General features: G+C 42.5%; 17 protein-coding genes. 3 read left to right on the forward strand and 14 right to left on the reverse strand.

The genetic code is table 11. The features are described from left to right. Nucleotides 1-89: 89 nt before the first annotated feature. Nucleotides 90-1,775: a dihydroxy-acid dehydratase gene (ilvD, locus tag WMZ97_RS05360; protein WP_343271040.1), complete on the reverse strand. Its 1,686-nt coding sequence runs from the start codon at nt 1,773-1,775 to the stop codon at nt 90-92. Between the two features lie 32 nt (nt 1,776-1,807). Then, complete coding sequence (locus WMZ97_RS05365; protein WP_343271041.1) at nt 1,808-2,770, reverse strand: bile acid:sodium symporter family protein; 963 nt, start codon at nt 2,768-2,770, stop codon at nt 1,808-1,810. A 243-nt stretch (nt 2,771-3,013) separates the two neighbouring features. Between WMZ97_RS05365 and WMZ97_RS05370 the strand changes: the two genes are divergently transcribed. The 3 genes from WMZ97_RS05370 (at nt 3,014) to WMZ97_RS05380 (ending at nt 4,869) form a co-directional block, all read left to right on the forward strand. Next, nucleotides 3,014-3,748, forward strand: coding sequence for a YqjF family protein (locus tag WMZ97_RS05370; protein WP_343271042.1), 735 nt, complete (start codon nt 3,014-3,016; stop codon nt 3,746-3,748). A 140-nt stretch (nt 3,749-3,888) separates the two neighbouring features. Further along, the gene (locus tag WMZ97_RS05375; RefSeq protein WP_343271043.1) at nt 3,889-4,305 is read left to right on the forward strand and encodes a hypothetical protein; all 417 of its coding nucleotides are present in this window, start codon (nt 3,889-3,891) and stop codon (nt 4,303-4,305) included. Nucleotides 4,306-4,413: 108 nt separating this feature from the next. After that, nucleotides 4,414-4,869: a CoxG family protein gene (locus WMZ97_RS05380; RefSeq protein ID WP_343271044.1), complete on the forward strand. Its 456-nt coding sequence runs from the start codon at nt 4,414-4,416 to the stop codon at nt 4,867-4,869. 83 nt (nt 4,870-4,952) lie between these two features. On the opposite strand, the gene WMZ97_RS05385 is transcribed toward WMZ97_RS05380, so the two are convergent. From WMZ97_RS05385 to WMZ97_RS05440, 12 genes are all read right to left on the reverse strand, one after another. Beyond that, nucleotides 4,953-5,378 carry an acyl-CoA thioesterase gene (locus WMZ97_RS05385; protein ID WP_343271045.1) on the reverse strand — a complete coding sequence of 142 codons (426 nt, stop codon included), beginning with the start codon at nt 5,376-5,378 and terminating at the stop codon, nt 4,953-4,955. Between the two features lie 13 nt (nt 5,379-5,391). After that, entirely contained in the window at nt 5,392-5,796 is a 405-nt protein-coding gene (locus tag WMZ97_RS05390) for a MaoC/PaaZ C-terminal domain-containing protein (protein ID WP_343271046.1), read from the reverse strand. Further along, nucleotides 5,796-6,242: a MaoC family dehydratase N-terminal domain-containing protein gene (locus WMZ97_RS05395; protein ID WP_343271047.1), complete on the reverse strand. Its 447-nt coding sequence runs from the start codon at nt 6,240-6,242 to the stop codon at nt 5,796-5,798. Before WMZ97_RS05395 ends, WMZ97_RS05390 begins: the two co-directional genes overlap by 1 nt. A 21-nt stretch (nt 6,243-6,263) precedes the next feature. Further along, the gene (locus WMZ97_RS05400) at nt 6,264-7,028 is read right to left on the reverse strand and encodes an SDR family oxidoreductase (protein ID WP_343271102.1); all 765 of its coding nucleotides are present in this window, start codon (nt 7,026-7,028) and stop codon (nt 6,264-6,266) included. Nucleotides 7,029-7,050: 22 nt separating this feature from the next. Next, nucleotides 7,051-8,226 carry an acyl-CoA dehydrogenase family protein gene (locus WMZ97_RS05405; RefSeq protein ID WP_343271048.1) on the reverse strand — a complete coding sequence of 392 codons (1,176 nt, stop codon included), beginning with the start codon at nt 8,224-8,226 and terminating at the stop codon, nt 7,051-7,053. 72 nt (nt 8,227-8,298) lie between these two features. Beyond that, complete coding sequence (locus WMZ97_RS05410) at nt 8,299-9,042, reverse strand: SDR family NAD(P)-dependent oxidoreductase (RefSeq protein WP_343271049.1); 744 nt, start codon at nt 9,040-9,042, stop codon at nt 8,299-8,301. 20 nt (nt 9,043-9,062) lie between these two features. Further along, nucleotides 9,063-10,043: an NADPH:quinone oxidoreductase family protein gene (locus WMZ97_RS05415; RefSeq protein ID WP_343271050.1), complete on the reverse strand. Its 981-nt coding sequence runs from the start codon at nt 10,041-10,043 to the stop codon at nt 9,063-9,065. A 96-nt stretch (nt 10,044-10,139) separates the two neighbouring features. Beyond that, nucleotides 10,140-11,744: a long-chain-fatty-acid--CoA ligase gene (locus tag WMZ97_RS05420; protein WP_343271103.1), complete on the reverse strand. Its 1,605-nt coding sequence runs from the start codon at nt 11,742-11,744 to the stop codon at nt 10,140-10,142. A gap of 94 nt (nt 11,745-11,838) precedes the next feature. Then, nucleotides 11,839-12,594: a 2-phosphosulfolactate phosphatase gene (locus tag WMZ97_RS05425; protein ID WP_343271051.1), complete on the reverse strand. Its 756-nt coding sequence runs from the start codon at nt 12,592-12,594 to the stop codon at nt 11,839-11,841. Between the two features lie 3 nt (nt 12,595-12,597). Then, nucleotides 12,598-13,665, reverse strand: a complete 1,068-nt coding sequence (locus WMZ97_RS05430) for a phosphotransferase family protein (protein ID WP_343271052.1) — start codon at nt 13,663-13,665, stop codon at nt 12,598-12,600. A 122-nt stretch (nt 13,666-13,787) separates the two neighbouring features. Then, nucleotides 13,788-14,351, reverse strand: a complete 564-nt coding sequence (locus WMZ97_RS05435) for a TetR/AcrR family transcriptional regulator (protein ID WP_343271053.1) — start codon at nt 14,349-14,351, stop codon at nt 13,788-13,790. Nucleotides 14,352-14,392: 41 nt separating this feature from the next. Further along, on the reverse strand, nt 14,393-15,169 hold the full coding sequence (locus WMZ97_RS05440) for an SDR family oxidoreductase (RefSeq protein ID WP_343271054.1): 777 nt from the start codon (nt 15,167-15,169) through the stop codon (nt 14,393-14,395). Nucleotides 15,170-15,177 lie beyond the last annotated feature (8 nt).

Genomic DNA, 15,177 nt, shown 5'->3' on the forward strand with positions numbered 1-15,177 from the left:
CTAACTGTTCATCAATCATAAAAAAACTGCCAGTCCAGACTTTACCAGACTAGCAGCTTTCCTTTGCTAACTTTACAAAACCCTTTGCATTACCTATTCAGATAATCTGTCACAGCACCCTTAGACGCGCAGGAAACATTGTGTGCATATTTGCCCAGGATACCTTTTTTATACAATGGCGGTGCGACCCAATCCTGCTTGCGACGCTCCAATTCTTCTTCGGAAACATCCATAGAAATTTCCTTTTTATCTGAGTCAATGGTGACAAGATCACCTTCCTTAACAAAAGCAACTGGGCCACCATCTTGTGCTTCCGGCGAAATGTGACCAACAACAAGGCCATGTGTACCGCCTGAGAAACGGCCATCAGTAAGTAATGCTACCTTTTCATCCAACCCTTTTCCAACAATGATACTGGAAAGAGACAACATCTCAGGCATCCCTGGTCCACCTTTTGGTCCTACATAACGTACGATGATCACATCACCATCTTGAATTTCATTGTTCATAACTGCGTCTGTTGCTTCTTTCTCGGTATCAAATACCCGTGCAGGACCAGTATGATGGGTTACTTTCAATCCGGAAACTTTTGCAACGGCACCAGTTGGAGATAGATTTCCTTTTAGTACGATTAAAGGACCGTCTTCCCGCTTCGGATTGTCAAATGGCATAATCACATCTTGACCCTCTGTTAGAGATGGAGCATTAGCTAAATTCTCCGCAACTGTTTTTCCAGTTACCGTTAAACAGTCGCCATGCAGGTAGCCAGCTTCATAAAGCATTTTCATGACTGCCTGTACACCACCAGCCCGATGAAGATCCTGCATGACGTACTTTCCGCTTGGCTTTAAATCAGCAAGGTGCGGGACCTTTTCCTGCATACGATTAAAATCATCAATCGTCAAATCTACCTCTATAGCATGGGCGATCGCCAATAAATGTAAGATGGCATTTGTCGATCCGCCAAGCGCCATTACAACGGTCATGGCATTTTCAAAAGCTTCTTTGGTCATGATATCTTTTGGATAAATACCTTTTTCAAGTAGATGGTAGACCGTTTCCCCTGCTGCGATACAATCCTTTGCTTTTTCAGGCGATTCTGCTGGGTTAGACGAGCTTCCCGGCAAACTCATGCCAATTGCTTCCATCGCTGAGGCCATGGTGTTAGCTGTATACATGCCGCCGCATGCACCGGCACCAGGACAGGCATGACATTCGATTCCTTTTAATTCATTATCACCGATATCCCCATTATTGTGCTTGCCAACGCCTTCAAATACGGAGACAATATCAATATCTTTTCCTTGGTAAGACCCCGGGGCAATCGTTCCACCATAAACAAATACTGACGGAACTTCAGCATTGGCAATGGCAATCATACAGCCGGGAATATTCTTATCACACGCACCGATCGCAACCAATCCGTCCAAATTCTCTGCACCTACAACCGTTTCAATCGAATCCGCAATAACATCACGACTTGGCAGTGAATAACGCATTCCTTGTGTTCCCATTGAGATCCCGTCCGAAACCGTGATGGAATTGAATACAAGCGGAACGCCTCCCGCTTCTTTAGCTCCTTTTTTTGCATTAATAGCTAAATCATCCAAGTGGATATTGCATGGGGTCACTTCGCTCCATGTACTGGCAACTCCGATCATTGGACGTTTGAAATCCTCATCCGTCACACCTACCGCACGCAGCATAGCGCGGTTTGGAGCTTTCATTGCCCCTTCACTGAACACTTGACTTTTTATTCGTAAATCTTTGGTCATGTGTGTACATCCTTTCTTGTTTCATTTTTTATTTATGCTGTTTTATCTGTATGGGTTGGTATGATACCATCTTCGACTTTTTTCCCCCACCAAGTAGCCAGGATTGGACCTGATATATTGTGCCAGACACTGAAAATAGCGCTCGGTACAGCGGCAACAGGTGCAAAGTGAGCTAGCGCCAGACTGGAACCGAGACCTGAATTTTGCATACCAACCTCAATCGAAATAGCCTTTTGATCAGATAAGTCCAAACGCAGCATTTTTGCTAAGAGAAAGCCGATTGCCAGACCTAATACGTTATGTAAAACAACAACTGCGAAAATCAGCAGGCCTTCTTTTACGATATTCTCCGTGTTAACGGCAACAACTGCTGCAGCTACTGCAACAATCCCAACAACAGAAACCAATGGCAACGCTGCAACACTTTTTTCAACCTGCTTCTGGAACAATAATCTAATAACAATTCCCAATACGATCGGAATCAAAATGATTTTTACAATCGACATAAACATGCTTCCTGCTGATACCGGCAGCCATTTGCTTGCCAATAGCAATGTTAACGTTGGCGTCAGAATTGGTGCCAGCAATGTTGAAATCGACGTGATCGTGACCGACAGTGCCGTATTCCCTTTTGCTAGAAACGTCATGACGTTTGAGGCAGTTCCACCAGGACAGCACCCGACTAAAATAACCCCTACCGCTACTTCTGGAGGGAGCTGGAATACGGTAGCCAGCCCATATGCTAACAACGGCATGATAATGTACTGCGCCAACACACCAATAATCACACTTTTGGGTACTTGTAACACGGCCTTAAAATCACTCAGTGTCAGGGTTAACCCCATTCCAAACATAATCACCCCGAGAAGCAGGGATACATGCGGTGCAATCCAAGCAAATCCACCCGGAAAGAAGAAACTTAATAGTGCAAATAAAATAACCCATAAGGCAAATGTATTACCTGCAAATGAACTAATTTTTTCCATCGTTTTCATTTTTTTATCCCTCCCTAATTCTCTCTATTATAGTTTAATTTTTTAATATTTCAATAGAATAGTTATATTTCGAGTAATCCTTTTTATCAAAAGCCTTTTGCTGATAACGCTTCATGGCAGACAACACATATCTTTTAAATTGATGATGATATTTTGACACAAAACGGTATGATTCCTTTTGTTTCCGTCAAACTAATAATTGAAAAGAAACGTTGTTTAAAGTTACTGGAGGTTTACGCTGCCATGCATAACAATTTATTAACCAGCACTAACCATCGGGAATTTGACTTGCCAAACGGCCCATGGGTTATGACGCAAACATGGGAAAACATTCTATTCCTTCACTGGCCCGTATCAAAGCAAGCATTAAAAGAGTACATTCCACACGGGTTAGAACTGGATACCTATAACCAAGAGGCCTGGATTTCGCTTATTCCATTCCGTGTTCGCCGGATGCGCTTACGCAAGCTACCAAGAGCTCCGTACTTTCACACATTCCTTGAGTTAAACGTACGGACATATGTGAAATGTCGAGGTATCAAAGGTGTCTACTTTTTCAGTCTGGATGCAAGCAAGGTTCATGCGGTGCTTGGAGCACGAATGGCGACATTGCCTTATTTTTACGCAAATATGCGAATGAAAAAAGATCAGCACACGTTTACGTTTGAAAGTCAGCGCTTCGGTTCACATGCTGCATTTAAAGCAAGCTATCAGCCAACGGGAGAAGCATTTTATCCTGAAACGAATAGTCTAAATTATTGGCTTGCCGAGCGCTATTTCCTATGGACGAAGAAACAGCACCGTCTCTATCAAGTAGGCATCCACCATCAGCCATGGAAAATGCAGCAAGCGCAAGTACATGTGGAACAGCCGATGTTACCCAACTTTTTATCCAATGACGTGCTGAACAGGGCTCCACTTGCAACGTATACACCTGCCAAAGTTGCCTTATTCTGGATGGTGCAGCGAATAAAGTGAAACTCATTCAGTGACATGTTCTTCCCCCACTGTTTACTAAGGAACAAAGGCATTTCATGTCAATAATTGATGTAGGTCAATTTCATTTTCCTATCCATCCTTCATAATAGAGATAAGATGATCGATGGGAAGTGAATGAGATGAAGAAAATCATTGTAATTGCCGTTGCTGTAGTCTGCTTCATAACGTCTTCGGGTATCATCCTCTATGCAACAAGTTCCAATGATTTTGCTACCACGTTGGAAATCGATCCAACTCACATCACCAAGATACGTGTGAAAGTTCCTCATGGTAATACCTACAAAAGTACAACAGACAAGGATAAAATCAATTTACTTATTCAATATTTTTCCGAACATAGTTATTCGCGGGTAATGAATGATGAACCAGGCTACATGCCCATGCGTGCAAGCACCATTTATTTATATGAAGAAGATAAAATGGACTTTATAATTCCATATGGGAGTGAAGTCATGATCAATCAAAAAGTTTATCACGTGCGTCATGGTAAACTGGAAAATACGATTATCAATGAATTTTACGATGCATTGGATTAAATGTTCTAAGCAATTATTTCGCTGCATATAATCATCAGGCAGATAAAAATCAATTAGTTAATTTCAATACAACATTGAAATCGATCATAAAATAAGGAGGAAAACAACATGCCAAGTGGAACACATCAAACCGAATTGGACATTCCAATCGAGCATGTTTGGGCGTTTGTCAGTGATATGAATAAATGGGCACCATTAGTACCAGGATACATGGAACACCACATTATGCACGAACGTCAATCAACATGGAAGTTTAAAGGAGAAGTTGGATTTGTTCAAAAAACGGTACATCTAAGAATTGATATTACCGACTGGCAGGAACCAGAAAAAGTAACCTTCCAGTTAACTGGATTAACAGAAAACGTGAAGGGTAGCGGCTATTTTAAAGCTATGGCATTACCAGGAAATAGGACAAAAATAACCAGCTATCTGGGTGTTTCCGCTAAAGGCGTGATGGGACCTGTTATTAATCCTGTTTTAAAATCGTTTGTTCCAAAAACGACCAGAGAGTTAACGGAGTCCATTGCTGGTAAATTAGCCATAGTAAAAACGGTATCTGTCTAACATGCATTTCATACGAATTAAAAGTGCTTCATCCTGTGTGTGGATTATTTCTCACACGGGATGAAGCACTTTTATTGGTTTGGTTAACCAATAACATGGTCAACAGTGTAACTTTCGAGACTTTTCCGTAAAACGTCCGGGATCACAACCGTCTTTTGCTCCACATAATTAAAGCAAACCGTCGTTGCTGATCCTTTCGCAATGACTTGTTGTGTGTCTGCGTTCGTTATCACGTGATGGATACGAAAGCTTTTCGTACCTATCTTGTCAATGGAACTCGATACCTTTAGTTGCTGACCGGCATATGCCTGTGCAACATAATCACATGTGGTGGATGCCAGGATAAAATTTAGTGAAGAACTGCCGTCATTTGAATGCATTCCCAGTGCCTGAAAAAACTTTGTACGCGCTTCCTCCAGGTATAAAAAATAACTGACATTGTTCACGTGACCAGCTGCATCCGTTTCACAAAAGCGAACATACACTTCGATATCATATGTTGCTTGCATCCTGTCACTCCTTTCATTCATACATAAAAAATTGGACCTTTCCTTTAATCACATCTTTTCCATCCTGATTGACTGCTTTCACCTTGAAGATTCGCTTATTATCATTTGCTTCCTGAAGTTCCGCCCTTAACGTAAGTATATCTTCCAAGAAAACCATCCCGGCAAACCGGATCTGGTAATCCTGCACAAACCCATATTCCAAATAGGGTGTGAACAGTTTTGCCAAGTTGCCCATTGTCCACATGCCATGGGCGATTATACCGGGCAATCCCGCTTTTTTGGCCTCGTCATCGATGGTATGAATGGGGTTGTAATCACCTGATGCACCGGCATATTTAATCAAATCGATTCTAGATACTGGGGCAAGTGTTACCTCTGAAAGGGATTCCCCTTGCTGTAAATCCAGTAATTGTTTCATTAGACCAATTCCTTTCTTACCGCTTCCGTAATAATAACTACTTGTTCCTCGGTAAAAATCGTATCGCCTTGTGGGTCTTCTCCATATCGTTTTAAAATAATAAAACCCATTAACCCATTATTACCTGTCTTTTCATAGTAGTCAGCGACCTCTGTATAACAATAAATCGTTTCCCCGACCAATAATGGACGTTCATAATGATACGTTTCCTCCCCGTGAATTAATCCTTTACTCGGCAAGGCTAAGCCATTAATTTCCCCATATTCAAACACACGTGGAAAGGTTGGTGGTGCAATATTTCCCCCGTATCGCGACTTCTTGCCATACGCTTCATCAACAAAAATGGGATGAACATCATGAATAGAATCCGCGAACTTTTTCACCATTCCTCGTTCCACCACATTTTTCACTTTTTCCGACCGTTTGCCAATGGCTTTTGTAAACATATGCATGCACCCCTTACAGTTTTAGTCTTTTGGTCCGCCAGCAACATAGATGACTTGCCCGTTTACAAACGAGGACGCTTCATCCGCAAAGAACGCGACTGCATTCGCGATATCCTCTGGCTTGCCGCTTCTGCCGACTGGTATGGCGCTGACGCTTGCATCCACCAAATCCTCAAACGAGATGCCAATGCGTTCTGCGGTTGCCTTAGTCATGTCCGTTTCAATAAAGCCTGGGGCAACAGCGTTTGTTGTAATCCCAAATTTACCTAATTCAATCGCCAATGTCTTCGTTAACCCTTGCAATCCAGCTTTTGCTGTTGAATAGTTTGCCTGACCACGATTGCCAAGTGCGGATGTAGATGATGTATTGATGATGCGTCCATACTTATTTTTTACCATGTACTTTTGTGCTGCCCGAGCAGCGTTAAACGATCCTTTCAAATGGACGTCCATTACCATTTGCCAATCATCATCTGTCATTTTAAATAGTAGATTATCCCGAAGTACCCCAGCATTATTCACAAGAATATCCAGAGAACCGAATGTATTTACCACTTCTTCCATGGCTGCTTCTACTTCATTGGCATTCGCAACATTTGCTGTCTTCGTTAGAATTTCATACCCTTTATCCTTAAATTCTTGTGCTGTGGCGTTTAATGCTTCCTCGTTAATATCAATGATCGCTACCTTGGCACCGTCTTCAGCAAACTTTTTTGCTACCCCTTTTCCAATACCACGGCTGCCGCCTGTTATAAAAGCTACTCTTCCAGCAAATCTGTTTGTCATCATAAACCTCCTCTAGTAAAAATTACATGAACTGTCCTAATTTTACATTACCTTTTAATAGATTTCTAGCAATGATCAACCGTTGAATTTCATCTGTACCATCATAGATCCGCCATAAACGTGCCTCACGATACCAGCGTTCAATTGGCAGTTCCTTGGTATATCCCATTCCACCATGAATCTGCAGGACACGATCGACTACCCGGTTACCCATGTTGGATCCATAAAGTTTCGCCATGGAAGCTAAATGACGATTGTCTTCCCCTTGATCAAGGGTAAATGCGGCATTCAATACAATCCATTTGGCTGCCTCAATTTCTACTGCGGAGTCGGCAATTTGCCATTGGATAGCCTGATAATCGGCAATTGGTCTGCCAAAAGTTTCCCGCTCCTTGGCATAATCAATCGCCATTTGTAACAAGCGCTCAGACGCACCAACTGCTGTAGCACCAACCACCCAGCGGGCAAAGCCAATCCATTCCAGACCAAGTTTATATCCGCCGTGTACCTCGCCGAGTATATTTTCTTCCGGTACGCGTACATTATCAAACACAAGACCAGCAGGACCCCATTCACCCATGGTATGAATGTATTCTGATTTCCAACCCATATCTCGGTCAACGATGAAACAGGTCACCCCTTCTCTGCCAGTTTTCTGGTGACGCTCTTTGTCGGTGATCGCAATCACCATTACAAAATCAGCTTCATTTCCACCAGTTATAAACGTTTTTTCACCATTAATGACCCATTCGTTGCCATCATTCACAGCAGTCGTTTTAATATTTCTTGTATCTGATCCTGCCCCAGGCTCCGTCATGGCGAAACACGACTTCTTATCACCATTGATGGTTGGAATTAAATATTTTTCCTTCTGTTCTTTATTCCCATAATAAAGTATATTATCGGTGGAGCCACCGAATTTAAAAGGTACGAACGTTTTACCGACCTCCATTAATACGATTGCCATCATCATTTGCCCAAGATCAGCACCACCATAGTTGGCGGGCGTATTAATCCCCCAAAACCCAGCCTCTTTTGCTTTTAATTGCAGTTCTTCCATTTTTTCTGACGATAGACTCTGCTTCCCTTCACGTTCATTTCGCAATACATCATTTTCTAGTGGCTTTAATTCTTTGTCCACAAACTTACGAATCGTTTGCTGGACCATTTTTTGTTCATCAGTTAAACGTAAATGCATTGGTTTTTTCCTCCTTTTTATGGTTTTAAATACTGAACGGTAGGTATGCTGAATGCACATGAACGGGTATTCTTACATATTCAACGTCCCACCATCGATTACCAAAATTTCACCTGTAATAAAGGACGCCTCATCCGATGCCAGAAAAAGTACCGCATTGGCAATTTCCTCCGGATTACCGATTCTGCGTAATGCATTGGCAGTTGATAAAACAGACCACTTATCTGTCTTCTTCCAATCATCCACCATTTTTGTATCAATAATCCCTGGAGCTACCGCATTCACCCGAATATTTTTCCGGCCGTTTTCGGTTGCAGCCGTTTTCGTTAAAGCAATCACACTGCTCTTAGAAGCAGAATATGCAGCGACAAGTTTTTGCCCCTTTATCCCAGCAATACTAGCTGTATTAACCACAGAACTCCCTGGCTTCATTTTCGGGAGTACGTATTTCAATCCAAGAAATACACCGGTGATGTTGATGTCCATTACTTGTTGCCATTCGTTAAGCGTTACATCCGGGATCTTTTTTTCCTCCGCATTGACTCCGGCATTATTGTATAAAATATCAATCCGTCCGAACTTATTCACTGTTTTTTCCGCCATTCGTTCCACGTTTTCAGAATTGGTCATATCGGTACGAATAAATTCGGCTTTCCCATTTTTTTCTCTAATGGCCCGAACAGTTTCCTGGCCATTTTCTTCATTGACGTCAGCGACCATGACCGTGGCCCCTTCCTTTGCAAACCGCAACGCTGTAGCTTTGCCAATATCCCCGCCACCACCGGTTACAACGGCAACCTTATTTGATAAGCGCATTTCTTCATCCTTTCCTTTATCTAGGGTCTTGCAATTAGTTTTCCATATGTTTTTCGATCAGCCAACACTTCCAAAGCACTGGGAACATGAGCAAAATCATATTCCTGGTAAACTAGTGGACGAATATCCCCTTGTTCATAAAGCTCCATTAGCTGGTTATGAACGTTTACCACCTCGCTTGGATTTAACTTACGAAACAGCCCCCAATGCACACCAACGATCGAATAGTTTTTGACCAATGCATGGTTTACCGGGGCATCAGAAATTCGCCCACCTGCAAAACCGATTACTAATATTCGGCCATCAAAAGCAATACATTTCCGAGAACGATCGAATATATCACCGCCAACGGGATCAAATATTACATCAGCCCCCCGTCCATTCGTCTCTTCTTTCACACGTTTGACAAAATCCGTTGCCTTGTAATCAATCACCACATCCGCACCAAGCTCTTTACAAATTTGCATTTTTTCTGGACCGCCGGCAGTAGCAATTACTTTTGCTCCTTTCGCTTTTCCCAGCTGGATGGCAGCAGATCCGACACCACCCGCACCCGCGTGAACAAGCAGGACTTCTTCTTTTTGTAAATTTGCACGGTAAGCTAACGAATAATAGGCCGTCTGATAGGTGATAAACATCCCTGCCGCTTCACTTGCAGGTATTGAGTCTGGAATCGCATAAACCGAAGTTTCCGGAACAGCAACCCATTCCGACAACGCGCCCGCTGGCAATTCCGGTGTGGCGATCACACGTTGTCCCGGTATCAGTTGGCAACCTTCCCCTGCTTCTCGGATGACACCACACACTTCCGCCCCCGGTGTAAACGGGATTGGCGGTTTTTCCTGATATTTTCCCTGACAAAGCAGGATATCAAAAAAGTTAAGCGATGACGCCTCCACCTCGATTAATAGTTTGCCAGCTTCCACTTTTGGACGGGGCTGTTCTTGTAATGCCAAGACATCTTTTGGTTCGCCTAGCTTGGTTACTCTCCAACTGCGCATATACATGTTCCTCCAATCGCTATCTAAAATCCAGTTGGCCAATTTGACAAATTTCGTTTATCTCCTGAACCATTGTGCGTATAAAGTCTACTCCGCCTACACCGATTCTTCCCTAATTTTTCGTCTTAGTATTTTCCCAACATTGGTTTTTGGTAATTCTTTTCTAAATTCCACCACTCGCGGTACTTTGTAGGCTGCCATGTTTTGCCGGCAATACGCGATTAATTCATCCTGCGTACATACATGGCCTTCTTTTAGCACAACCACTACTTTAACCGTTTCGCCCCGGTATGGATCGGGAACACCTACAGCAACAGCCTCCTGGATGGCCGGATGTTCATAAATGATTTCTTCCACATCCCGCGGATAAATATTGTAACCACTGGCAATAATCATGTCTTTTTTCCGATCGACAATGAATAGAAATCCGTCCTCATCCATATAAGCGATATCGCCGGTATAAAGCCAGCCGTCCCGAAGCGCATATGCTGTCTCCTCCGGCATATGCCAGTAGCCTTTCATCACCTGTGGGCCCTTGATAACAACCTCACCACTTTCTCCTGGTAGAAGTTCGTTGATTCCATCAGCCAGGTCAACGATTTTATACGCTGTTGATGGAAAGCCAATTCCTACACTTCCGGGCTTTCTAGGACCAAAATTGGGATTACAGTGAGTTGATGGTGACGTTTCCGATAAACCATAGCCTTCTAAAATCATGGCTCCTGTTTTTCTTTCAAATTGACGGAGGATCTCACCTGGCATTGGAGCACTGCCACTGTTACAGACCTTCAGACTGCCAAGGTCTTCCGGAGTAACATCTGGATGGTTCAGCAATGCAATATACATCGTTGGCACACCCGGAAACTTGGTTGGTTGTGTATCCTTGATCGTTTGCAGTACCTCATCAAGGTTAAACCGTGGTAGCATGATGCTCATAGCCCCCGTAAAAACAGCGAGATTCATGCATGCAGTCATGCCATATACATGAAACAGCGGAATAACCGTTAGTACCCGGTCATTTCCCGGATCAAATGTATCCTGGAAAAACTCATACGATTGCATCACATTTGCCAGTAGGTTGCTATGGGTGAGCATGGCCCCCTTGGAACGTCCCGTTGTACCACCTGTATATTGCAATATCGCAATATCTTCATATGCATCGATTTCAGTCGGAACAGGCGGTTTTGTTGCCCCTTTCATAAATGCCTGAAATTCTGTTGCCAACCCGTCGTCTGTTTCCCTGTCCTCCAAGTTAACTTTAATTACCCGCTTCACAGCAGTATTATCCATGACTTCATTTAAAGCTGGTAACAACGGCTCATATACTACGACGGTTTTGACACCTGAATCGGTCAAGATATATTCCAATTCTTTCCCAACCAACATCGGATTGATTTGTGTGACAATCCCGCCAGCTTGTAAAATGCCGAAGTAGCTGATCACATATTGTGGACAATTCGGCAGCATAATTGCCACTCGATCCCCTTTGTTTATTCCAGCTTCCTGAAGAGCAGCAGTAAACGCGTTTACCAGTTCACCAAGACGATGATACGTTATTTCATTGCCATAAAAATGAATCGCCTTATGATCGCCATAGTTAGCAATTGTTTCATTTAACATTGCCGACAGGGATTTATTCGGTATTTCCAGTTCCTTTGCGACATGTTCCGGATAATGCTTTAACCAGACTTTATCCATCATCATTCCTCCTAAAATTAATATTTTAGATAGCGTTTACAATTGGAACGGACATTCCTATACAATCTTTGACCCTTTTTTGCGAATTAAAAAAAATTCATGAACCGACTTCTCTATTTATGGGAGGCGTTTTTACTGCTTGAATCGTTCTCCCGTCAATCAAATGAGGAACAACTGGAAGCAGCCCCTCTTGATTAATAAAGGCAAGATCATCCTCAAAATCATATTTTGTCAGCATCCTGCCAACCCGTGAATCTTGAACTACATGGTTAGTTTTCGTATTTTCATAGAACAACTTAGCGGCTTGGGCACTATCCGTTAAGTCTACTGGCTTGTTGCTAGCAGAAATAAGTTGATTGATAAAATACCCAGCCCCATAAAAATCCTCCATACAAAATTGATTTTTGGAACCCGAACAAACAACTATAATCGTCTCGTCCGTGTACCGTTCCGCAATTTCCTTACTCACCGTCTCCCCATTTAAAATGGAGGCAACATAGACTTCTTTAGCTGAAGCAGCTTTACGTATAGCCACCGTACCATTGGTTGTTGATAACACGACCGTCTTACCCTTGACCGGATCTTTTAACTGCAAAGGAGCCGGATCCAAAAAGCCATCAATGGTTATTCCGTTATATTCCCCAACAAGGGCAACATCCTCTGGTGAAAATTGCTTAGCCGTTTTTCGTGCTTCCACCCCATCCAGCACAGGAATGACCTGCTTTGCCCCATAGTCGAGGCAGGCCGTAATTGTCGATGTTGCCAGCAGTACATCAAAGACTACCGCAATTTTATTGTCATCCATTTTTTCATGGTCAATTTCTTCTTTTTTTAATAAAAGATGAACTTTCATTCCTTACACGCCTTTGGTCGATTGCAGTGCATGTTGCATTAAACTTGCAACCGAGTGATTGAAATGAGCGAATCTAGTATCGTTTGTCTGCCCTTTCACATACCGGTAATAGATTTGCTGTAAAATGACAGCGAGTTTAAAATAGGCAAACGTCAGATAAAAATGAATAGTCGACACATCACGACCGCTTCTAATTGTATACGCTTCCAAAAACTCACTACGCGAGAAAAAACCATCACGGATCGTTACTGGCGGTTTACCCAACCCGGTTTTCAACTGCTCTGGATCATCATTCTGCATCCAATAGGCTAAAGCGACACCCAGATCTGCCAATGGATCCCCGATTGTCGTCATCTCCCAATCAAATAGACCAGCCATATCACGAAAATCATTAGAAAACATTGCATTGTTTAACTTGTAATCATAATGGATCACAGTAGGTGCAGGTGACTTTGGAATATTTTCTCGAATCCATTTGGTCAATGTTTCAACCCCAGGAATTTCCTCCATTTTTGACCGTTCATAGCGCTTAATCCAACCACCCACTTGACGTTCTATAAACCCGTCCGGTCTCGATAGGTTGATCAAATCTGTTTTCTGGTAATCTACCTGGTGCAAGGCTACTAATTGATCAACCATGACATTGGAAATTCTTTGTCCTAATTCCGGGCTATAGGTTATGTTTGCTGGAAACGAGGTATCCACCACCACGCCCTTTCTTCGTTCCATAATGAAAAAGGGACTACCAATAATTTGCTCGTTGTCGGAATAAACGTATGGCTTCGGTGCTGTTTTATATCGTGGGTGCAAATTGTTTAAAATAGTATATTCCCGTTTCATATCATGCGCTTTCGGTGCAACCGGTCCAAGAGGTGGCCTTCTAAGTACCGCTTCCCACGATCCAAACCGCAATAAATACGTTAAATTGGAATGACCTGCGCTAAACTGTTCCATTTCCATCGGCTTATCTGGAACCTCTGGGATGGACGCGCGTACAAATTCTTCCAATGACTTATGATCAAGTTCTTCTCCATTACGGACCGATATCGTATCGTTAAATGCCTGTTTCATGGTTTTCAGCTCCTTCTTGCGCCTTGCCAAAATAAAAAAATTCACACGATGAGCAAGTATATCTATCCTATTCCATAATTTTTACAATATAACTTGTCAATAGGGGAACAACTGCCTTCCCATTAGTCCTCGATCCCTTTCAAAATCATATCAGTATAAATCGTTACCAGTTCCTTCGGTGATACGGTTCCCGTCGGATTGAACCAGTTATAGCTCCAATTGGTCATTCCCAGTATGCCAAATGTCACCATATCAATCCGGATATCCTGTTTGAATTCTCCCTGTTCTATTCCAACACGAATGATTTGTTCTAAGTTAAGACGAAATCGGGTTCGTTTTTGCTTAATTTTATTCATGTTTTCCTGATTTAAATGACGTAATTCACGAAAGTAGACACGTGCACTTGCGCCGTTCGCTGTAATATCGGTTACCAGTAAATTAACAATATCAATCAACTTTTCTTTTGGCGAAAGTTGATCATTTTCAATAATTTGCTCCTGCCGTCGCAATAAATTAGTGATATATACTTCTTGAATTTCCATTAACAACTCTTCCTTGCTGGAAAAGTAGTAATAAAACGTTCCTTTGGTCACTCCCAATTCATTGACGATGTCCTGAATCGATGTATGGCTAAAACCATTCTTTTCAAATAGTAATACACTCTGTTCCATAATTTTATCTTTCATTGCACCAACCCCACTAGTTAAAATCACCGGGTAGACCCTGCTTAGTATGCATGTGCCCCACCGTCAACAGTTAAAATATCACCACTGACGAAATCGGAAGCCTTTGAGGCAAGGAATAAGGCCACACCTTTGATATCTTCATCATTGCCCAAGCGGTTTAGTGGTGTACCCTCGATGATTTTATCTTTTCCCAATTCCAGCAGCCCGTTTGACATTTTTGTCGGGAAAAATCCCGGTGCAATCGCATTGACATTAATCTTGTATTGTCCCCATTTCACTGCCAAATCTTTAGTAAACGTCATAATCGCACCTTTGCTCGTATTGTAACCAATCGTATCCATGTACCTTGGATCGGTACCGCCAAATCCCGCTATCGAGGCAATATTGATGATCTTACCTTGATTTTGTTTGATCATTGTTTTGCCGACTTCCTGACTCATCAAAAATGTTCCAGTCACGTTTGTGTTGATTACCTTTTGCCATGCTTCAAATGGCATATCTGCCACACTGGCACCCCACGTTGCTCCACTATTATTCACAAGAATATCGATCGACCCAAAATGATCAACGGTACCCTGGACTACTTTTTTGACATCTTCCCGATTGGATATATTACATTGGAAAGCCAATGAATCGACACCAAATTCTTCTTTTAATTGGTCTCGCACTTGTTCACAGGGTGCTAATTTTCTAGAGCAGACAACGACATTGGCACCTGCTTCTGCAAAACTGCGGGCAATTTGTTCCCCTAATCCGCGTCCGCCACCAGTCACAATGGCTGTTTTTCCATCCAATTTAAATAAATCAAATACGCTCATCTAGATTT

It is taken from the genome of Lentibacillus songyuanensis, assembly GCF_039548255.1.
GTDB lineage: Bacteria > Bacillota > Bacilli > Bacillales > Amphibacillaceae > Lentibacillus_C > Lentibacillus_C songyuanensis.